This is a genomic window from Exiguobacterium sp. E17S, from assembly GCF_057772545.1.
Map to the genome: position 1 here is coordinate 463,249 of NZ_JBYLRU010000001.1, position 20,827 is coordinate 484,075.

18 protein-coding genes and 1 pseudogene are annotated in these 20,827 nt (G+C 49.3%); 15 read left to right on the forward strand and 4 right to left on the reverse strand.

Features of this window, described 5'->3' with window-relative positions; translation table 11 throughout:
• The first annotated feature begins 8 nt into the window (after positions 1–8).
• The 10 genes from acnA (at position 9) to AC3B4V_RS02420 (ending at position 11,292) form a co-directional block, all read left to right on the forward strand.
• On the forward strand, positions 9–2,735 hold the full coding sequence (gene acnA, locus AC3B4V_RS02375; RefSeq protein WP_488377640.1) for an aconitate hydratase AcnA: 2,727 nt from the start codon (positions 9–11) through the stop codon (positions 2,733–2,735).
• A gap of 57 nt (positions 2,736–2,792) precedes the next feature.
• Positions 2,793–3,257 carry a DUF3939 domain-containing protein gene (locus tag AC3B4V_RS02380; protein WP_023467798.1) on the forward strand — a complete coding sequence of 155 codons (465 nt, stop codon included), beginning with the start codon at positions 2,793–2,795 and terminating at the stop codon, positions 3,255–3,257.
• 190 nt (positions 3,258–3,447) lie between these two features.
• Entirely contained in the window at positions 3,448–4,155 is a 708-nt protein-coding gene (locus AC3B4V_RS02385; RefSeq protein ID WP_023467799.1) for a hypothetical protein, read from the forward strand.
• 76 nt (positions 4,156–4,231) lie between these two features.
• Positions 4,232–6,475 (forward strand): AAA family ATPase, encoded by a 2,244-nt coding sequence (locus AC3B4V_RS02390; RefSeq protein ID WP_058705232.1) that lies wholly within the window; start codon positions 4,232–4,234, stop codon positions 6,473–6,475.
• Positions 6,476–6,487: 12 nt separating this feature from the next.
• The gene (locus AC3B4V_RS02395) at positions 6,488–6,925 is read left to right on the forward strand and encodes an acyl-CoA thioesterase (RefSeq protein ID WP_023467801.1); all 438 of its coding nucleotides are present in this window, start codon (positions 6,488–6,490) and stop codon (positions 6,923–6,925) included.
• A gap of 738 nt (positions 6,926–7,663) precedes the next feature.
• Positions 7,664–8,194 carry a M15 family metallopeptidase gene (locus AC3B4V_RS02400; protein ID WP_488377641.1) on the forward strand — a complete coding sequence of 177 codons (531 nt, stop codon included), beginning with the start codon at positions 7,664–7,666 and terminating at the stop codon, positions 8,192–8,194.
• 17 nt (positions 8,195–8,211) lie between these two features.
• The gene (gene plsY / locus AC3B4V_RS02405) at positions 8,212–8,826 is read left to right on the forward strand and encodes a glycerol-3-phosphate 1-O-acyltransferase PlsY (protein WP_029341281.1); all 615 of its coding nucleotides are present in this window, start codon (positions 8,212–8,214) and stop codon (positions 8,824–8,826) included.
• 191 nt (positions 8,827–9,017) lie between these two features.
• The gene (locus AC3B4V_RS02410; protein ID WP_047391234.1) at positions 9,018–9,782 is read left to right on the forward strand and encodes a DeoR/GlpR family DNA-binding transcription regulator; all 765 of its coding nucleotides are present in this window, start codon (positions 9,018–9,020) and stop codon (positions 9,780–9,782) included.
• Positions 9,783–9,807: 25 nt separating this feature from the next.
• Positions 9,808–10,470 carry a copper homeostasis protein CutC gene (locus tag AC3B4V_RS02415; RefSeq protein ID WP_488377642.1) on the forward strand — a complete coding sequence of 221 codons (663 nt, stop codon included), beginning with the start codon at positions 9,808–9,810 and terminating at the stop codon, positions 10,468–10,470.
• Positions 10,471–10,656: 186 nt separating this feature from the next.
• Positions 10,657–11,292, forward strand: a complete 636-nt coding sequence (locus tag AC3B4V_RS02420) for a DUF975 family protein (protein WP_023467806.1) — start codon at positions 10,657–10,659, stop codon at positions 11,290–11,292.
• 51 nt (positions 11,293–11,343) lie between these two features.
• Here AC3B4V_RS02420 and AC3B4V_RS02425 read toward each other — a convergent pair whose 3' ends face one another.
• Complete coding sequence (locus AC3B4V_RS02425) at positions 11,344–12,225, reverse strand: NAD(P)-dependent oxidoreductase (RefSeq protein ID WP_488377643.1); 882 nt, start codon at positions 12,223–12,225, stop codon at positions 11,344–11,346.
• Positions 12,222–13,967: an ABC transporter ATP-binding protein gene (locus AC3B4V_RS02430; RefSeq protein ID WP_488377644.1), complete on the reverse strand. Its 1,746-nt coding sequence runs from the start codon at positions 13,965–13,967 to the stop codon at positions 12,222–12,224. The genes AC3B4V_RS02425 and AC3B4V_RS02430 overlap by 4 nt, the downstream gene beginning before the upstream one ends.
• 124 nt (positions 13,968–14,091) lie before the next feature.
• Between AC3B4V_RS02430 and AC3B4V_RS02435 the strand changes: the two genes are divergently transcribed.
• From AC3B4V_RS02435 to AC3B4V_RS02450, 4 genes are all read left to right on the forward strand, one after another.
• Positions 14,092–14,523, forward strand: a complete 432-nt coding sequence (locus AC3B4V_RS02435) for a YaiI/YqxD family protein (protein WP_488377645.1) — start codon at positions 14,092–14,094, stop codon at positions 14,521–14,523.
• A gap of 83 nt (positions 14,524–14,606) precedes the next feature.
• A complete protein-coding gene (locus tag AC3B4V_RS02440) occupies positions 14,607–16,241 on the forward strand; it encodes an ATP-binding protein (RefSeq protein WP_231681779.1) in 1,635 nt (544 codons plus the stop codon).
• Between the two features lie 32 nt (positions 16,242–16,273).
• Positions 16,274–18,028, forward strand: coding sequence for an EAL domain-containing protein (locus AC3B4V_RS02445; RefSeq protein WP_411211779.1), 1,755 nt, complete (start codon positions 16,274–16,276; stop codon positions 18,026–18,028).
• Between the two features lie 61 nt (positions 18,029–18,089).
• Positions 18,090–18,353, forward strand: a complete 264-nt coding sequence (locus AC3B4V_RS02450; protein ID WP_215148049.1) for a hypothetical protein — start codon at positions 18,090–18,092, stop codon at positions 18,351–18,353.
• A 71-nt stretch (positions 18,354–18,424) separates the two neighbouring features.
• Here AC3B4V_RS02450 and AC3B4V_RS02455 read toward each other — a convergent pair whose 3' ends face one another.
• Both AC3B4V_RS02455 and AC3B4V_RS02460 read right to left on the reverse strand, forming a co-directional pair.
• On the reverse strand, positions 18,425–19,390 hold the full coding sequence (locus tag AC3B4V_RS02455) for a DUF4003 family protein (RefSeq protein ID WP_488377646.1): 966 nt from the start codon (positions 19,388–19,390) through the stop codon (positions 18,425–18,427).
• 54 nt (positions 19,391–19,444) lie between these two features.
• A complete protein-coding gene (locus AC3B4V_RS02460; protein ID WP_214729548.1) occupies positions 19,445–19,960 on the reverse strand; it encodes a DUF1836 domain-containing protein in 516 nt (171 codons plus the stop codon).
• A gap of 112 nt (positions 19,961–20,072) precedes the next feature.
• Between AC3B4V_RS02460 and trhA the strand changes: the two are divergent.
• A pseudogene (gene trhA / locus AC3B4V_RS02465) lies at positions 20,073–20,719 on the forward strand (PAQR family membrane homeostasis protein TrhA).
• Positions 20,720–20,827: the final 108 nt, after the last annotated feature.

Sequence of the window (20,827 nt, forward strand, 5' to 3'; positions counted from 1 at the left end):
GAATCACCATGAAGCAAACAGATGTGTCGCAAGATGTCTTTGGCGCACGCCGTTCGTTTGAAGCAAACGGTAAGAATTATCAGTACTATAGTCTTGAAAAATTGGAAGAACTCGGATTGACGGAAGTCAAACGTCTTCCATACTCGATTCGTGTCCTACTCGAGTCAGTACTTCGTCAACAAGATGGTCGTTCGATCACACGTGAACACGTCGAGAACTTGGCGAAATGGGGAACAGCTCAAGTTTCGAACGATGTCGATGTTCCGTTCAAACCGTCACGCGTTATCCTTCAGGATTTCACAGGTGTTCCAACGGTCGTTGACCTCGCTTCACTTCGTAAAGCCATGCAAGATCTCGGTGGAGACCCATCGGTCATCAACCCAGAAGTACCAGTCGACCTCGTCGTTGACCACTCGGTTCAAGTCGATGCTTACGGTTTTGCTGGTGCACTTGCAGAAAACATGGATCTCGAATTCGAGCGTAACGAAGAGCGTTACAAACTGCTTCGCTGGGCGACTTCGGCATTCGATAACTACCGTGCCGTACCACCCGCAACAGGGATCGTCCACCAAGTTAACCTCGAGTACTTGGCATCTGTCGTCCTTGAAAAGGAAACAGCAGATGGTACAGTTGATGTGTACCCGGATACACTCGTCGGAACAGACTCACACACGACGATGATCAACGGTCTCGGCGTCCTCGGTTGGGGAGTCGGTGGGATCGAAGCGGAAGCGGGCATGCTCGGACAGCCGTCATTCTTCCCAGTACCTGAAGTCATCGGTGTACGCATCACAGGTGAGATGCACCCAGGAACGACAGCAACAGACGTTGCCCTTCGTGTAACGGAAATGCTCCGTCAAGAGAACGTCGTCGGTAAATTCGTCGAGTTCTTCGGTCCATCACTCCACTTGATGTCTCTTTCTGACCGGGCAACAATCGCGAACATGGCGCCAGAATACGGTGCAACATGTGGATTCTTCCCAGTCGACACAGAGACATTGACGTACCTTCGTTTGACAGGTCGCGATGAAGAATTGATCGAAAAAGTCGAGAACTACTCGAAAGCAAACGGTTTGTTCTACACGCCACAAAATGAAGATCCAACATTCACGAAAACAGTCGAACTTGATCTTTCGACGATCGTTCCTGCCCTTGCTGGACCAAAACGTCCACAAGACCGGATCGATTTGACGGATGTTCATACATCATTTAAAAAAGCGTTGACGGCTCCACAAGGAAACGCTGGATTCGGCTTAGCGGAAGAAGAAGCGAACAAAGTCGCTGTCGTTCAGTTCGAAGACGAAGCTGTTGAAATGCGTACGGGTGACGTTGCAATCGCTGCGATCACGAGCTGTACGAACACATCAAACCCATACGTCATGATCGGTGCGGGACTCGTCGCGAAAAAAGCGATCGAACTCGGTCTTTCGGTTCCAAAATACGTCAAGACATCACTTGCGCCAGGATCGAAGGTCGTTACGGATTACCTCGAGAAATCAGGACTCCAAACGTACCTTGACGAACTCGGCTTCAACACGGTCGGTTACGGCTGTACGACATGTATCGGGAACTCTGGTCCACTCGACCGCGCAGTCGAAGACGCGATCCTCGGTTCAGACTTACTCGTTTCGTCTGTCCTCTCCGGTAACCGTAACTTCGAAGGTCGTGTCCACCCGCTCGTCAAAGCGAACTACTTGGCTTCACCGCCACTCGTCGTCGCGTATGCACTTGCAGGAACAGTCGACGTCGATATCATGAACGCGTCACTCGGAACAGGCAAAGACGGACAAGAAGTCTTCTTCGCTGACATCTGGCCTTCACGTGATGAGATCCAAACGATCATCAACACGGTCGTCACACCAGAAAGCTTCCGTGCAGAATACGATTCAGTCTTCACAGGAAACGAACGTTGGAACAATCTTGACGTGCCAACAGGGGATCAGTACGACTTCGACGGTGAGTCGACGTACATCCAAAACCCACCGTTCTTCGAGAGCTTGGCGAAGGAAGCTGGTCAAGTCGAAGCCCTCAACGGACTCCGTGTCTTCGGTAAGTTCGCTGATTCGGTCACGACGGACCACATCTCACCAGCGGGTTCATTCTCGAAAACGACACCAGCCGGTCAATACCTCGTCAACAAAGGGGTTGCACCAAAAGACTTCAACTCATACGGTTCACGTCGTGGTAACCACGAAATCATGATGCGCGGAACGTTCGCGAACATCCGCATCCGTAACCAAGTCGCACCAGGTACAGAAGGTGGCTTCACGACGTACTGGCCAACAGGCGAAACGATGGCGATGTACGATGCTGCGATGAAGTACAAAGAAGATGGCACAGGTCTTGTCATCCTTGCTGGTAAAGACTATGGTATGGGTTCTTCACGTGACTGGGCAGCAAAAGGAACGAACTTGCTCGGCGTCAAAGCCGTCATCGCGGAGAGCTTCGAGCGGATTCACCGTTCAAACCTCGTCATGATGGGTGTTCTTCCACTGCAATACGTGGCAGGCACAACAGCTGAAACACTTGGTTTAACAGGTGAAGAAGCGATCAGCATCGCAATCGATGAGTCTGTTCGTCCACGTGACATCGTTAAAGTCACAGCGACAGCGGCAGACGGAAAAGTCACTGAATTCGAAGCGATCGCTCGTTTCGACTCAGAAGTCGACATCGATTACTACCGTCACGGCGGGATCCTTCCAATGGTCCTTCGTGAGCGTCTCCAACAAGCATAAGTTGTCTAATCAAAGGTGGGGGAAACCCCACCTTTTTTTGACGAGAGGAGGAAAAAGGTGAACCGATTCAAGAAGTGGTTTCAACCGAAGGAAGACCAGCCGTTGCCGATGCGTGACGTGACGCTTGATGAAGTCAAACAAGCGACGCATGCCTTTGAATCCGAACTACCGAAAGGGACGAATCGGACAGTGCTTCTAGATAATGAGCAACGCATCGACTTAAAGCAGCTGGAGCCGTATTTGAAAGCACGTTCGACACAAGTGTTTTACATGTCGCGTGAGACATTCACCATCATGGAGGCAAAAGATCGGGAACTCGTCTATGAGATGGATCATGTCCAGGTTGCAGTCGATCGCTATTTTGACCGGGTGAAGAAACTCCCGTTGAAACCGTATAGTAAGACGTTCCAAGTCGACTGCGCGATGTTGTTTCAGGATGGCTATTTACGTGAAATGCCGCATCATAGCTATTATTTGGTCGATGAGTCGATGATCGTCTCGCTGACGCCGAAGGAAGCATAAACGTAACCAAGGGTGGACCGAATTGATTCGGTTCGCCTTTTTTTGTCGTCCTGACCGTTTTCTGATTTGTTCAAAAGTCTGACGAATTTAGTCAGAAATCGTGAAATCTCGGACAAACCCTTTGTATTCTCCTTATAAAACCGATACGATGATAAGGAATAGAGACTTGAGCTAGGAAGGTGTACATGGCATGACGAAACGAACGAGCACGTGGATTGCAGTAGCAATCGTGGCAATGGCGATCCTCCTTGCCTACAATTTTTATCTCTTGAACAAGACGCAGACCGCAAGCGATGAAAAAGCCGCGACGGTCAAACCGTTTTATACGATGACACGCATCCAATATGTTGAGAAGAAGCTCGCGACGAAAAAAGATGAACTTGAATCACGCACGTATGAAGTCGTCTTTAATGACAAAGGTCATTTCCGGACAGAAGTCGTAGATGGTCCGTCAAAAGGATCGCTTGCGATCTGGAACGGGACGATGTTCCGTGAGTATGATGCGACAGGGAAGTTAGTCAATGAGACGAAAGCCGGCAAAAGTGTCAGTGCGCCGCGCCCATTCCTCTCACGTGGCTTCAACGAACAGATCCTCGCTTTCATCAACAAAGGTGACTTTGGACAAGTCGAGGGAGAAGCGGACATCGCCGGAATGGCAGCGGACGTGTACGTGAAAAAAGAACCGTCAAGCACGGTACCAGAAGACTGGATCAAACAATATCCATCGATCTTCGATAAAGAAAACAACCAAGAACAAGCAACGTATTATGTCGCTTCCGACCGTTCGAAAGTACTCGGTGCGGAATCACGCAACAACGGTAAATTGTTCTACTCTGTCAAGATGAAGAGTTTTGAAACGATCGATACGTTCGATCCGGATTGGTTAAAAGCAAAATAAACAAGAAACGACCGGCGATGACGCTACGAAACGGTAGCGGACAAAGTCGGTTTTTTCGAGACGCAGGAGGTTCAACATGGAAGCATTCTCGAAAGAGGAGATGTTCAATCAAATCAAGGCGTGGGAAGAGGGCGCGAAGGTCGAGGAGGTGCTCGCCTTACGTTATGCTCAAAGTAGCCGGTTGCTTGGAGAAACGGAAGCACTCGTCCGCATCTTGGCGTTACTCGTCGAACATCGCTATATCATGACGGGACGACTGGATGCCTTAGCTGAGAGTTGGATGCAAGAAATCCGTCAGCATGGTCGATTGCCAGCTCGTCTTGAGCAATTGTTGACGGAACAACAATTACAAAGTACGTATCAGCGCCTTGTCGCGCATACGTTTCCGACGATTCGCGAGACGGACAATGCAAACGCCAAACGATCAGCGACGAAAGAACTGATCCTCCAAGCAAGTCAAATCGTTGAGGAGACGGAACAAATCGTCGAACTGACGGAACGGTTGCGTCGGTTGGATGCTGGACGCTGGACGGAATTGTTCGAGGCTGGAACGGCATTACTGCGTTCGAGTGCCACGCTTGAACAGACAGCGCAGACATTCGTCGACAGCTTACAAGAGCGCTTCTATTCCCGGGAAGCGTTCCGCGAGATGACGGAACTGAAAGCGACGACGATCCAGGATCTCAAACGTGTCGTCGCTTTGCTCCCTGTCGAAAGCAAACAAGTCGAACGCTCAGCACTCGAAGAACTCGACGCGATGATTGGTCTCGAAGACATTAAACAACGGGTCCATCATATGTATCGCTTCTTGAAGTATCAACAGAAGCGATCGGAAGATGGCTACCGTTCAAGCGATCAACCATCACTACACATGATCTTCATGGGTAATCCCGGAACCGGGAAAACAACCCTTGCCCGTCTGATGGCAAAGATCTATCACGAGCTCGGACTTCTCGAACGACCGGAAGTCGTCGAGACGGATCGTTCGTCACTCGTCGGTGCGTTCGTCGGTCAGACGGAAGAACAGGTCATGAGTAAAGTCCGCGAAGCCGTCGGAGGGGTGCTCTTCATCGATGAAGCCTATGCCTTAAAACGTGCCGGACAAAGTGGGAACGATTATGGACAAGCCGCGATTGATACGCTCGTCGCAGCGATGACGAGTGGGGAATATGCAGGGCGATTTGCGGTCGTGCTTGCTGGTTACCCAGAAGAGATGCGTGATTTCCTGAAGGCGAATCCTGGACTCCGGAGTCGTTTCCCGGAATCAAATCATTATCTACTCGCCGACTATACGGATCAGGAGCTGCTCGCCATCGGACGCTCGATCGCGACTGCGAACGATTATGTCTTGACGGAACAAGCGGAGCGGGCATTACTCGGACGGCTTGAGCGGGAACGCGTCGACGCCAGTTTCGGAAACGGACGCGCTGTTCGCAATATCGTGCTCGATGCGATCTTCAAGAAGGGTGCGAGCCTTGGAGAGAGTGCCAGTCATGAAGACTTTGCCTTACTCGAACAAGAAGATTTCGAGATGGTACAAGAACCGGACGCAACCGTTGAGGAGCGGATCGCATCGCTCGTCGGATTATCCGATCTCAAAGATGAACTCAAGCAGATTGAAGCCTTATTATCGATGCAAAAACGTCGCCGGGAAGCGGGCTATAAAGTGTTACCGGTCGAACTACATGCGGTCTTTAGCGGCAATAGCGGGACCGGAAAGACAACTGTCGCGCAGCTTTATGCTGATGTCTTACGACAATGCGGTTATTTGAAACGCGGACATCTGAAAGTCGTCAGCCGGGCGGATCTCGTCTCCGGTTACGTCGGACAAACGGCGCAAAAGACGCGTGACGCGATTCGCGACGCGCTGGGTGGTGTCTTATTCATTGATGAAGCGTATGCGTTAAACGGTGGAGCGAACGACTTCGGGAAGGAAGCGATCGATACGCTCGTGGATGAGATGACGAAACATCAAGACAATCTCGTCGTCGTCCTTGCGGGTTACGAGCAACAGATGAACGCCTTGCTCGCAAGTAACCCAGGACTGAAATCACGCTTCAAACGGTCATTCCACTTCCCGAATTACTCGCCAGACGAGTTGATTCAAATCATTGAAGGATACGCGGCACGGTTCGGATACGAGCTGACGGAGGACGCACGATTGACGCTTACCGAGAAGATTGATGTCGTTCCGAACGGAAACGCACGAGCAGCGATCACGATCGTCGAACAGGCGATCGCGAAGCAGTCGATGCGATTAATTGACAAAGTTAGCTTATCCGGTTCAGAATGGTCCTATCTTGAAAAAGAGGATTTTTAAGGGGGAAGCTACATGCACACGATTGAAATACCTGTCCGCTACGCTGAGACGGACATGATGGGCATCGTCTATCATTCGAATTATCTCGTCTATTTGGAACTGGCGCGGACGGAATTGATCCAGTCCTTAGGTCTTGACTATAAGGAAATGGAAGATGCGGGTTATGTCTCCCCGGTCACGAATGTCAATCTCGATTACAAACGCTCGTTGACGTACGGTGATACAGCGGTCGTCACGGTCTGGATTGATCATTACGATGGATTGCGGACGATTTATGGCTATACGGTCAAACATCCGGACGGGAAGCTTGCGGTCTCTGCGAAGACGACACACGTCGTCGTCAAGAAAGAAAACTTCCGACCGATTCGCTTGCCGAAGGTGTTCCCGAACTGGCACGAAATTTATGAGAAGATGAGCGAGACGGACGCAGCACTCTTAACGGAAGCGTAAAGAGATTTATCAAAAGCGGGATCGATTTTTGAATCGGTTTCGCTTTTTTCATTTTTTTCAGTCTGAACAGTAAAAGTTAGCACTTGGTACTAACGACCGATGACAAAGTCAGAATCATTTGCGAAAATAAAGAAGCTGAAGTAAGGTAGGGACTTACTCTATCTGTCGGAAGTAGACTCGACGGATGGAACGATTAGCGGTAACATAGAGAAGCATAAAAAGAAGAGGGGTCTTACTCATGAAAAAAATCGTAACCGTCAGTACGTTAGCGCTTCTCCTTGCAGGATGTAATCCTGGGGATCAACAAGCGATGATACAACGAAAACGGAACAGAAATCAGATGAGACAAAACAATCAAACGACGAAACGAAAAAAGAAGACACAGCAAAAGACACGAACAAAGAAGAAACAAACAAAACAGACGAAACAGCAAAAGACGATACGTCAGAAGAAGCAAAACAAGAAGACAATTCGTCTGATGCGGCAACGCAAGAAGATCAAGAATCTTCAGATGAGACGAAAAAAGAAGAAGAACAAAAAGACGATACACCAGCTTCAGAGAACAAGACGGAGGACAAAAAAGACGAATCGACGGATAAACCGGATAGTTCATCTCAGGATCCAGAACAAGAAAAACCGTCGAAACCAGAAGATGAGACACCGGACGTCGATAAATCAGCAGAAGCCAAAGCGGATTTATCACTTGGTAATCTTGTCGTCGTCAATAAAAAATACAGCTTGCCAATCGACTACAAACCATCAGATCTTGTCGTACCAAACGTCAGCTTCTCATACTCAGGTGTACTTGAGCAAAGCTACATGCGGGCGCCAGCTGCGAAACAGATGGAGAAGATGTTTGCCGCTGCTAAAAAAGAAGGCGTGACATTGAACGCTGTCAGTGGATTCCGTTCAGGCGAACGTCAAAAAGTATTGTATAATAATTATGTCGCACGTGATGGCAAGGCTGCTGCTGATCAATATTCAGCACGTCCTGGTCACAGTGAGCACCAGACGGGTCTCACTTTCGATATTTCGGCACCAAGCGTTGGTAACGGATTGACGGCTGCCCTTGGTGATACGAAAGAAGGAAAATGGATCGCGAATAACGCAGCGAAATATGGTTTCATCGTGCGCTACGATCGTGGCTTCCAATCACGGACAGGCTATACGTATGAGCCATGGCACATTCGTTATGTCGGTGTCGATGTCGCGACACAAATTAAAAATAACGGACAGACTCTTGAGGAATATATGAAAGTCGGTCACTAAGAGGTTGGAGGTTGACTATGATTGAAATCATAGGGATTTTAGTTCTTGGCTATCTGCTTGGTTCGATACCGTTCGCACTTCTTGTCGGGAAGTGGGGACATGGGATGGATATTCGCCAACACGGTAGCGGTAATCTCGGAACGACGAATACGTTCCGTGTCTTGGGAAAAAAGGCGGGAATCATCGTATTGATCGGTGATTTCGGAAAAGGAGCCGTCGCAAGTCTCGTTCCCATCTTGATGGGAGCAGATATACATCCGTTGTTTGCTGGACTAGCAGCTGTCATCGGTCATATCTATCCGATCTTCGCGAAGTTCAAAGGCGGAAAGGCAGTTGCGACGTCCGGAGGGATGTTGCTCGTGACGAGCCCTGTTCTGTTCATCTTCCTGCTCGTTTCCTTTTTGACGACACTTCGTCTGAGCCGGATGGTGTCGCTCAGTTCAATCGTGGCAGCAAGTGTCGGAATCGTTGTTTCCATCACGATTGGTGTCTTGACGAACGACTGGATCGTTCCGACGTTCTTTACGGTTCTTGCCTTGTTCGTCATCTTCAAGCACCGCGAGAACATCCAACGGATTCGCCAAGGTACAGAGTCTAAGATTCCACTCTTTGCAAAGAAACCGTCTGAATGAGTCATTAAGACGCATCTACATCTCGTTCATTGAGATGCGGGTGCGTCTTTTGTTTGTGGAAAAAGTCGGATAACGGACGAATTCAACGACATTTCATAGGAACTACACGTTTATTTACATCGGATTTACAAGACCTTTACAGACGTTCGATACACTAGAACTAGAACTTGTCTGTGAAGGGGGAAGCGCACGTGTCGTTGTTAGGAGAAGAGCGGAAATCACGCATCATGGAATGGCTGGAAGAGGAAGGGAAAGTCATGACGAAGGATTTGATCGAACGTCTCGATGTCTCGGGAGAAACGGTACGACGCTACTTAGAGGAGCTAGAACGGGAACGTCAGCTAAAACGCGTGTATGGGGGAGCGATTTATCAAGGAGGAAAACGAGAGACACCGATCTCGCGTCGGACGGATCAGTTGTCTCGCCGTTTAGCGCGTTATGCGAAAGGATGGCTCAGCGATTATTCCTGTATCTTTCTTGGTCGAGGCGAGCCGGTCGAGCATCTGTTGCCGTATTTAACGGGCAACGCGACGATCGTCACGAACTCACTAGTGGTCGCTAGTCACTTGGAGCAGTGCCGCAAGACGGGACCGTTCAAAGGTGAAATTCGGTTACTTGGTGGGACGGTCGATGCCTATGGGCAGACGGTCGGAGTCGAAGTCTTGCAGGCGCTCGATGCCTACGCTTTTGATGCCTGTTTTCTATCGTTTGACGGTGCCGAAATCGAGCGTGGCTTCGTCAGCGATGATATTGAATCCTCGCTGATTCAAAAAGCCGTCATCAGCTGTACGAAGGACGTCTATGCCTTTTTGGCAAATGATGAATTTCAAGGCAATCGTAAATATAAGGTGGCAGAGTTCCGGCGTGCGAAGATCGTTCTCAGTCCAGCCTCCTATCCACCATCATGGGAGATGAAACTGTTCAACGAACGCGTGAACTGGATGGTCGTCTCATGATACACTGATGCGGGAGGGATGCATCATGTTAGAAATCATCGCATCGACCGTAGAAGAAGCGGTCGCAGCAGAACAAGCCGGAGCGGACCGGATCGAGCTCGTTTCCGCATTATCCGAAGGTGGGTTGACGCCGAGCTATGGACTGATTCGTCAAGTCGTCTCGACGGTCGAGATTCCGGTTCACGTCCTCGTGCGACCGCATAGCAAGTCGTTCGTCTATTCGAAATCAGACGAAGAGACGATTATCACGGATATCGACTTGATCCGTGAACTCGGTGCTGCCGGGATCGTCGTCGGCTCATTGACCGCAGACGGTCGTATCGACGAAGGCTTCCTTGGTCGAATCATCAAACATAAAGGGGAACTGTCATTGACGTTCCACCGGGCGATCGACAGTAGTCGCGATATTCTCGAAGCGGCAGAAGTGCTCGCTGATTTTCCAGAAGTCGACCGGATCTTGACGTCAGGTGGTCAAGCGACGGCATTAGAAGGTAAAGAGACGATTGCGCGCTTGATCGAGGAACATCCGGACTTGATCATCTTACCAGGGTCCGGGATTACGCTTGAGAATGCGGAAACGCTTCTTGAAGCGACGAAGGCATCGGAACTACATGTGGGATCCGCGGTCTTACAAGACGGTATCATTCAAAAAGAACGTGTTGAAGCATTGACGCGACTTCTCGGCTAATCCTATACCGCACGAATCCATTTTTCGAATCTGATGAGATGAGGGAAATGGATTTTTTTGTATGTCTTCGTGACGGATTTTCGACGATTCCGTGACGCGCTTGAAAAGCAGAGTGGGATAACTAGGTTTTTCAACGGGACTACGCTAGAATCAAAGATGGAAATAGTGGAAATGAAGGAGTACGACATGATACCAAAACAATTAAAACAAGACGCCCTGGGTACACTAAAAGGACGCTGGCTGGTCGGGCTAAGCATCTCGATCATCTACTTCCTTATCTTTGCGCTTGCAGCAAGCCGGATGTCCTTTGACCAAGATGACATCGACAGCATGGTCCGTTTCATCGGACTGAACATGGTCGTAACGATCGTCCTTGCTCCGGTGACGGTCGGACGAACGATTGCTTACTTACGCTTCACACGCGGGGAGTCTGCCGGCATCGGAACGTTATTTGAAGGTTTTTCTTCGTTTCGACGTGCTTTCCGGACGATTGCCGCTTACGCGATCGTGACGGTATTGGTCTATGTCGGATCATTTTTGATCTTACCAGCATTGTACTTTTATCTAGCGTATCGCCTCGTACCGTACATTTTGGTCGATCGACCGGAATTGTCGTTTTGGCAAGTACTCGGTGAGAGTCGTCGGATGATGAAAGGGCATAAGCGTGAACTGATCATGCTTTACCTGAGTTTCATCGGCTGGGGTATCCTCGCACTACTTAGTACTGTGGGGGTCATCTTCTTGACGCCGTATTTCGATACGACGATGGCACACTTCTATGAACGCTTGAAACCAACACGTCAATCATCCGTCGAGGGATGAACGAAAAAAGCCTGTACATTACGTCAGTAGACGTAGCGTACAGGCTTTTGCTCATTCTACCGAAGCGCGTGAACGTTCGGCGAGCAACAGATAAAGCGCTTGTGTACCGGAATCAGCATGACCCAGCTCAGCAAGTTGTTCATATAAATCCTTCGTCAGTGCAAGACCAGGTGTCGCGATGCCCATCTCAGCGCCGCGTTCGAGAGCAAGACGCATATCCTTGATGAAGTGCTTGACGAAGAAACCAGGTGAGTAGTTTTCAGCGATGACGCGTGGAATCAAGTTCTCAAGACTCCAGCTACCGGCAGAACCAGATTTGATCGTCTCGATGAACTGCGTCGGATCAATCCCGGACCGCGTGACGAACAACAGCATCTCCGCTGTTCCGATCATCGAGCCGGCAATCGCGATTTGGTTCGCGAGTTTCGCTGATTGTCCTTTACCAGGACCACCGAAGAGTGAAATCGATTTTCCCATCGCCTCGAATAATGGCTTCGCTTGTACGAAAGCCGCTTCTTCACCACCGACGAGAATAGCGAGTGTCCCGTTCTTCGCGCCGAGGTCACCACCTGTGACAGGTGCATCCAGTGCCTGAAGACCGCGTGCTGCCGCTTCCTGCGCGATGCGTTCTGCAAGAGCCGGACTGGATGTCGTCATATCGACCAGGATCGTTCCGGGTGACGCATGATCGAGAATTCCGTCTTCAAAGTAGATTTGCTCGACGTCTTGCGGATAACCGACGATTGAGATGACGACGTCGACATCCGTGACGACGTCTTCAATCGTATCGACGATCTCGACACCATCTGCTTCAAGGACAAGTCCTTTTTCTTTCGTACGATTGTATCCTTTGACTGTAAAACCTGCCTTGCGCAGATTGCGGACCATGCCTTGTCCCATGACACCTAATCCGATGAAACCGACTGTCTTCATACGTGATTCCCCCTTGCACGTTCCGTGCCGATGAATTGTTGCGTTACGAGCTTATTATACAATGGATTGTCGACGACAAGACGATCATGTGTCCCGATACCGGAAATCCGACCATCTTCAAGGACGATGATTTGATCGGCATGACGAACTGTCGCGAGACGATGGGCGATGACGAACGTCGTCCGTCCGACCATCAATCGCTCGAGTGCTTCCTGAACGACCCGCTCGGACTCGGAGTCGAGGCTTGACGTGGCTTCATCCAGCAATAGAATTTCCGGATCTCGGAGGAGTGCACGTGCGATCGCAATCCGTTGGCGTTGACCACCAGACAACTTGACGCCCCGTTCTCCGATTTCAGTTGCGTACCCTTCCGGAAAACGTTCAATGAACGTATCGGCATTCGCCATCCGGGCAGCCTCACGGATTTTGTCTTCACTGACGTCTTCCGCAAGACCGTAAACGAGATTGTCATGGATCGTTCCCGATAAAACAGGGGAGTCTTGGGCGACATAACCAATCGCTTGGCGCCAAGACGATAGCGTCAAATCAGCGATGGATTGATCTCCGAGTCGGATTTGCCCGGATGTCGGTTGATAGAATCGCTCCAGTATCGCGAATAATGTCGTCTTCCCGGATCCACTCGGACCGACGATCGCTGTCGTCTTGCCGCGTGGTAACGTAAAGCTGACATCCTGGAGGATCGGTGTTTCATTGTATCCGAATGATAGGTGATCGACCGTGACGTCCGTAAACGGACGCGGCGCAACAAGCGCTCCAGGTGCTTCCGGTGTCTCATCGAGAAGCTCGATGATTCGCTCTGTCGCCCCGCGAGCCTTCTGTAACTTCGTGATGAATTCAGTCATCGTCACGAGTGGCGTCATGATTTGGAACAAATAGAGTGAGAAGGCGACGAGTTCCCCCGCCGTGATCTGGTTCGTCGCGACGCGATAGGCACCAAAGCCGATGATCAAGATCAACATCGTCGTCAAGGTGACGTTAAAGATCGGCAACAAGAGGGCTTGGATGCGTCCTTCCTTGACGCCATAGCCATAAAGATTCTCGATGCGAGTTTTCCCACGGTCGAGCTCATAGGATTCAGTCGCTTGCGATTTGACGAGTCGGACTTCGCCGAGCATCTCGGCAAAAAAACCAGATAATCCCGCGAGTTCTTTCTGAGTCTCACGAGAAATCTTATGCAGCTTCCGCACGAGCGGGATGATGATTAGTAACGTCACGGGTACAGCGATGACCATGACGAGTGTCATCTGCCAGTCGAGGAAGAACAGGATCGTGATTGCCCCGATGATCGAGACGAGTGATGTCAGCAGGCGGACGAGTTGCTCCGACAGCAATTGCTGGAGTGTCGTTGCGTCACTATTAAGCCGAGAGACGAGCTCACCGGATTTCGTCTCATCATAAAATGGAATCGATAAGGTCAACAGGTGTTTCCATAGGAGTGTCCGTAAATTAGCGACGATTCGTTGACCGACGATCTGTAACCAATAGATGGATAGGGCATTCGCGACGACTTGGACGACAAAGACGATCACGAACAAACTGATCAGCTGCGGAGTCAGTCGATCGACTGTAAAACCGTCAATCAACGTCTTTAAGAACCAAGGAATGGCGAGGGCAGCCAGCGCTTGGATGACGGAGACGGAAACAGCGGCGGATAATAATCCGACCGGGGGTTTCGTTTTTTTCAATAACAGGTAAAAAGATTGGAACGTCGCAGCGTTCATTTCAACACATCCTCTCTTTTCCATTGTCCGAAAGAACGAAGAAACGGTCAAATGGGAAACGCGACTTGACAAGAAATCTTTTGGTTTGTGACACTGATAGTGGAACCAACAAGGGAGGATGCAGATGTCTATTTTCGTAGATGCGGACGGATGTCCCGTTGTCGATCTCGTCATTCGACACCGACAGGGACGTGACGTCTTTTTAGTTTGTGATACAGCACACCAGATGATGCGGGAGGGGGCGGCGACAATCACGGTCGGACAAGGACCAGATGCCGTTGATTACGCGATCGTCAATCGGATGAAACGTGGCGATCTCGTCGTGACCCAAGACTACGGTCTAGCAGCACTTGTCTTAGCACGAGGAGGACTCGCGATCGACCAAAATGGTCGTCAGTTCACGAACGAGAATATTGATCTATTGCTTCATACACGCCATGTCGGACAACAAATCCGGCGAGCGGGTGGACGAACGAAAGGACCGAAAAAACGGACGCGCGATACGGACCGGGCATTTGAAGAGGCATTTCGTGCATTAGTGCAAACCAGCATATAAGGAAGACTGTACTCGAACTGTCGATCAAATAGGGACCATGCTATAATTTGTAACAGGAATGCATTCAGAAAGGAGGATACACGTTGAAACGAATCTTACGCGACCACTCGAAGGACCGTCCTTACCGATTGCGCCAAGGAACGGTTCCGGCATCAGCTGAGGCACGACTCACATCACTCGATCAACGTGAAATCAATCGATTACAACAGAATTTACGAGAAGTCGAACTGAAATTGAAGCAACGCAATGAAATCATGGAAGCGTTAGCGACGCAAAATGTCGAAGCGGCCTGTGAGACCGTCCTGACGATCTTGTTGCAACTGCTCGATGTAAAAGAAGGTGCTATCCTCTTGTACCGTCGCGAACAGTTGAATCATTTCGTCGCGCAAGGCATCGACGAGATGGAGTTGATTGAAAAAGATCTCGATCAATATTCAGTCTTACGTCGGGCGTTCGTCATGCGTAAATCGGTTCAATTACCGATTGGCGATCAGTTCGAATCGGCGATCCCGGTCCAATCTCCAAGTAATGGACAAGTCGTCGGGTTACTTTATATTCGTCATGCTTTTCCTCAGTTCAATCTAGAGCAAGTCGGGGACTTACTTGATCTATCACGAAAACTCGGAATGACGCTTGAGCGCCATCTCCTGTTTCATCAGATGGAGCATGAAAAAATCAAGACGTATCAGCTACTGGACTCGATTCGGGAAGCTGTCCTATACATCGAGAGTAGTGGGGAACAGATTTATGCGAACCAAGCCTTGTTGAACATGTTTCCACCGAAGCTCGTCAATCAGGCGCAAGGATTCCGCCACGCCTACGAACGGGCGACGTCGCTGTTTGAACATGTCGATCAGCCAGACGCACTCCATGACTACATCGGTCAACTGATGAATGGAGATATTCCGGGAGAAACGATCGAACTATCAGCGTTTCGAGGGAACTTGCTACTCAGTGCTTACGCCGAGCGGATTGCGATCGCAAACGTCGAGTGGGGTATGATGCTCGTCTTACGTGACGTGACGAAAGATAAGGAACTTGATCTCAAGCAGGCAGAATTCGTCTCGATCGTGTCGCACGAGTTGCGGACACCGCTCTCTTCCATCATGGGCTTCACGGAATTATTGATGAAACGAGAAGTCGATCCGAAGCGCCAAAAGCGGTATTTGCAGACGATTCATTCCGAAACCGTTCGTTTGGCGGAATTGATTAATGACATCCTGGAAATTCAAAAAGGAGAAGATTCGACGCATGGAACGCAAAAAGAACCGCTTGATGTGAAACAACTGATGTTCGAGATGAAACCGATGTTTGATCTTGCGAGTCGCGCGCATCGCATCAGCGTCCAGTTCGATCCAGGCTCCTATACGATTTCAGCAAGTAGCGAAAAGATGAAACAACTGTTCACGAACTTGATCATGAACGCGATTAAATATTCGCCTGAAGGTGGGGCAATCCGGATCAAAGGGTCAAACCAGTCGGATCAATTACGGATTGAGATATCGGACGAAGGGCTAGGGATTCCAGAAAAAGCGCTCCCTTACATCTTTGATAAGTTTTACCGCGCAGATAACTCGGATACACGTAAAATCGGTGGAACCGGCTTAGGGCTCGCGATTTGCCGGATGATCGTGCTTGACCATGGGGGAGCGATTTCCGTCCAATCGACGGAAGGAGAGGGCAGTACCTTCATCATTCAACTCCCGCTCGACGCATGACCGACAATCGACTGAGAAAGGAGGAAGACACGGTGAATAACTCACACATTCGTTATGAAGCATTGCATCCGCTCGTCGAGGAGATTCTTGAAAAACTGAGTGAACGAATCGGCGTCAATACGTTATTTTTTGCATTGAACGACTCCTATAGCAATTTCGTCGTCAAGGCGATCAATCAAGAGCGACAATTGATCGAAGAAGGCTCGACCCATGTCTTCCAACATGTCCTCTGTAAGTTGGTCGTCGATGAGACGGACGGGAAGGTCTCAATCAATGAATTGCTCAATGATCCATTGACGGTCAATCATCCGGTCACGAAAGCTCTTGGAAACGGTAGCTTTTTAGGAGTGGCGATCAAAAACGCGGAGAACGAGAAAATCGGAACGTTATGTGCCTTCGATGATCAACCATTCGACTTCAAGGAACAGGACATCGCGCTCGTCGAACGGTATGCTGATATCATCAGTAAATCAATCAACGTCGAAACGTACGTCATTAAGGATGCCCTGACAGACGTCTATAATGAACGCTATATGAATCGTCTGATTTCAAGCGTGACGATCCATCCGGCCTTCCTGATGGTACTAAACCTCGATCGTTTCCATGCGATCAATGCGACGCATGGGTACCGATCCGGGAACGAAGTATTGCGCGAAATTGCGAATCGGCTGAAATATGTCCCATTACCGAATCATGTCGTCGGACGAATGGATGGTAATGAATTCGTCGTCTTAGCGGCACTTGAGCAGGAACAGGAATTCGAACAGCATGCAGAAGAGTATGCTCGCATCGTCACGGAAGCGATTGAACAACCGATCGTTGGTGTCGCGGACGAACCGATTCACGTGACGGCATCGTCTGGGGTCAGTCTCCTGACCGGTGATATGGCGAGTCGTCAGACGCAGATTTATGCAGCGGAAGCCTTGATGCAACAAGTGAAACACGACGGGAAACGTCGAACCTCGTTCGTCAATCCGAACCGACATGCGGAGCAACACCCGTTTGCATCGGTCCTTGAATCAGAGCTGTCGCATGCACTGGAACGGGGGCAGTTCGAACTTTATTACCAATGGATCGTCGATGCGAAACAAGAACATTATGTCGCGGTTGAAGCACTTCTACGCTGGAACCACCCAGTGCTTGGCTTCGTCAGTCCGACGGATTTCATTCCGATTGCTGAGAAGATGGAGATTTTTCCGGACATCGGTCGATTTACGATCTGTCAGGCCATCTTGGACCAACGACGGCTAGAAGAAACGTTTGGTCGTAAGATTTCCGTCGCTGTCAATCTATCGGCAAATCAGTTCGAGTCGGATCAACTCTTTTCCGAGTTAATTCGACTAACAGAAGAGTCTTACTTCCCGGATGAGCGTCTCATTCTTGAAATTCGTGAGGAAGTACTGCAAACACGTCGTCGTTTTGCGATCAAACGCTTGGAACAGTTACGCCAAGCAGGCTATCGTCTGACCGTCGATCATTTCGGCAGTCATTACGCGTCACTCAATTCGTTGTTACGCCTGCCTGTTCAAGCGGTCAAACTCGATCCAATCTTTACGCGTCGACTCGTTCAAAATCAGCTGGAACGTTCGATGATTCGCTCTGTCCATTCCTTGACGTCGACGTTGAACATCGCGCTCGTGATTCAGGAAGTCGAAACACCGTCACAGCTGCAGCACATTCAAACGTTAGATGAGTTGTTGTATGTGCAAGGATACGAGGTCCATCATCCTCAACCCATCGATCAACTACTCGTCGAGGACATCATACGAGGGCGTGCTGAGGTTTAACCGTTCTTCAGTCGGGAATACCTTAAAAGGTAGAACAAGTACATTTTAAGGGGGATGCCAAATGGCTGATCAACACGATAAAGAAACGGATCCGATTACTTCAGGTAACCGAATGACGAAGGATGAGATTGCGGGGCGTGATCCGCAGGACCATGCGGAGGTTCCGGAAAAATCGAAGGATGAAAAAGAATCGAAGCATCCAGATCAAGAAGCAGACACATCAAGTGAAGAAGCTTCAAGTGAAGAGGCTCCCGATTTGTCCCATGCTTCAGATGAAGATGGCGATGTCCAGCCTTCTGATGAAGACCAGCAAGATAAAGAATAACTAAAATGAAAGGCAATCGATGTCCGGCAGAAATGCTGGATATCGATTGCCTTTTTTGATGGAGTAAAAGATTACTCGCCACCGCCACCGCCGTCACCACCACCATCAAATCCTCCGTCGATCCCGCCGTCTGTCGCATGGGACGTGTCGGTCAAATCAACAGGGAAGAGTAAGAACGGAATCGCGTCGGCGCCGTCCGGTGGGAGAATCGAAGATGGGAAGAGCTGTTGCAGGATCGTTTGTTGACTTAAATACAATCGGATTGCTGTCAAATAGACTAAGTCTTTCCGGTATTTAAAATGTAAATCGGAGCGTAACGCCTCTGCCATCCGTTCGAGTGACGAAGCGTGAACGTTTGGATCACCGAGTAACGCAAGCATGCCGTGGAACGACAGCGGAACATGGTGTTTACGATGTATCTTACGGGATGCCTCCACTTGTGCGATATAGCGATCCCAATCGTCTTCAGGCAATAAAGCGAATATCAAGGCGACGACATACGTCTGTTGAGCGCGTCCGAACCGTCGTTTGAGTCGTTGATAGACCGTTTCGATACGCGAGGCGAGTTCGTCTAACTCACCGCGTGTCGTAGCGTGAAAATAGACGAAAGAGATCAATAGCGGTGACACGATGAACCGATGTTGTTTTTTGAGGCGTGTGTATAATTCTACCGTTCGTTCAAGTACCGCGTCCTGTGGAGTAAGACGGCTGATGAACAAGGCAGTAGAGTAGGCATTCAAGGGATGCGACAAGCGATGCGATTTAAAATAGCCATGAATCGACATCATCTCAGCAATCCGACTCGGTGTGTGGGCGTCAAAGGCATGAATCTTCGAAGCAAGTAATAATGCCTGGGTGGTTTGTGTATGCAAGCGTATTTTCAAGTCATCTGCTGTCTCAAGCAACACACTTGCGGAGACCTGCTCCGTTCCGATCGTTCGGTCGAATGCCAGTTCGATCAGAATACCATCCTGATAGGTTCTGAATTCTGGTCCGATGTGATCAAGCTGTCGCAAGAAAGTCGTCGCGATCTCCATGACTGTTCCTCCTCTGCCTTTTCTTCTAGTGTATCACGCAGTGAAAGCGTTATCTTATTTTTTCAGTTGGGTGTCAATCAATTGTTCTGCTGCGCGCCGGTACAAGTTACTCATATGAGCCATCGCTAAGATCTGTTCCAGTGGGTCGGTCGTCGAGGCGGTTAGAGCGTCTTGTTCCGTTACGAAGCGGGCTGTATTTCGTTCCGTCAGTTCGAGGTAATTGCGATAAAACCCTTCAAGATCGAGTTGATCCTGTTCGATCCCTTCGTTCAAGGGCGCGAGGATCGTCTTGATATCATTGATCGAAAACGAACTTTTCAACTGATAGATCAAGCTGATCAGAATCAAATGCTCCTTTGTATACTTTTTATTCGTGACCGGAAAGAATAATTTCTTTTTGGCATAATTGTTGATCATCGTCTTCGTCAAAATCGTCTCGTCTGCACTTCGCGTCGTTTCCTCGAATGTCCGCTCGAACAGTTGGATGACTTGATCCATATAGAGATCGATATTCGGGATATCTTCGAGCCGTAATTGACGATCGTGTCTCGTGTCGTCAGAATGTGTCATAAAAAAACCTCCAAAATCGCTAAAATAGGACTTTCTACTTCTCCATCATATGATAGAATACGTATATAACGCCATGTAGTATTCGAAACTACATATCAGGGGAGGAACGAAAGTGAAAGCTTATATGAGAGAACCGATTAATGGATTAACGCATCTTGGAGGGGCTGTCTTTGCTTTTGTCGGGTTACTGGCACTTGTCATTAAGGCATCGTTAGAACGAGGGGCATCACTTGCGATCGTTGCAGCAATTATTTTTGGTGTCAGTATGATGTCGCTCTATGCCGTCTCAGCGACCTACCATATGGTGCTTGCGAGCGACCGGGCGATCGCAATCTGGCGTCGGTTGGATCATTCGATGATTTATCTGTTGATTGCCGGGTCTTACGCACCGTTTTGTCTCGTCAGTTTGAACGGTCCGACTGGTTGGGTCTTGTTCAGCATCGTCATGTTGATTGCAATCTCTGGAATCACCTTCAAATTGGTTTGGTTCAACAGTCCACGTTGGTTATCAACGACGCTCTACATCGGAATGGGCTGGATCATGGTATTTGCGATCACACCACTGCGCAAGTTTTATCACCGCTCGGCATCGGATTATTGTTCCTTGGTGGTATCTTCTACACGATTGGTGGCATCATCTATGGGCTGAAGCCACGGATCTTATCGTTCAAACATCTTGGATTCCATGAAATCTTCCATATCTTCGTACTACTGGGTAGCCTAGCGCACTTCCTATGTGTCTACTTCTTCGTCTTATGAGGATGTCCTCCTTCAGTCAATGGCTGAAGGAGTTTTTTTCTGTCTGATGGAAAATACAGGAGAAGTCGAGTGTCCTCACGAATGAAAGAACGAATAGATCACACATAG

What these genes read in the sequence shown, in the direction of transcription:
- AC3B4V_RS02425 (WP_488377643.1), bottom strand. Translation starts at nt 12,225, where the DNA reads ATGAAGACAGTCGGTTTCATCGGATTAGGTGTCATGGGACAAGGCATG.
- AC3B4V_RS02435 (WP_488377645.1), top strand. Translation starts at nt 14,092, where the DNA reads ATGTCTATTTTCGTAGATGCGGACGGATGTCCCGTTGTCGATCTCGTC.
- AC3B4V_RS02415 (WP_488377642.1), top strand. Translation starts at nt 9,808, where the DNA reads ATGTTAGAAATCATCGCATCGACCGTAGAAGAAGCGGTCGCAGCAGAA.
- plsY (WP_029341281.1), top strand. Translation starts at nt 8,212, where the DNA reads ATGATTGAAATCATAGGGATTTTAGTTCTTGGCTATCTGCTTGGTTCG.
- AC3B4V_RS02385 (WP_023467799.1), top strand. Translation starts at nt 3,448, where the DNA reads ATGACGAAACGAACGAGCACGTGGATTGCAGTAGCAATCGTGGCAATG.
- AC3B4V_RS02390 (WP_058705232.1), top strand. Translation starts at nt 4,232, where the DNA reads ATGGAAGCATTCTCGAAAGAGGAGATGTTCAATCAAATCAAGGCGTGG.
- AC3B4V_RS02430 (WP_488377644.1), bottom strand. Translation starts at nt 13,967, where the DNA reads ATGAACGCTGCGACGTTCCAATCTTTTTACCTGTTATTGAAAAAAACG.
- AC3B4V_RS02455 (WP_488377646.1), bottom strand. Translation starts at nt 19,390, where the DNA reads ATGGAGATCGCGACGACTTTCTTGCGACAGCTTGATCACATCGGACCA.
- AC3B4V_RS02460 (WP_214729548.1), bottom strand. Translation starts at nt 19,960, where the DNA reads ATGACACATTCTGACGACACGAGACACGATCGTCAATTACGGCTCGAA.
- AC3B4V_RS02420 (WP_023467806.1), top strand. Translation starts at nt 10,657, where the DNA reads ATGATACCAAAACAATTAAAACAAGACGCCCTGGGTACACTAAAAGGA.
- AC3B4V_RS02395 (WP_023467801.1), top strand. Translation starts at nt 6,488, where the DNA reads ATGCACACGATTGAAATACCTGTCCGCTACGCTGAGACGGACATGATG.
- AC3B4V_RS02450 (WP_215148049.1), top strand. Translation starts at nt 18,090, where the DNA reads ATGGCTGATCAACACGATAAAGAAACGGATCCGATTACTTCAGGTAAC.
- acnA (WP_488377640.1), top strand. Translation starts at nt 9, where the DNA reads ATGAAGCAAACAGATGTGTCGCAAGATGTCTTTGGCGCACGCCGTTCG.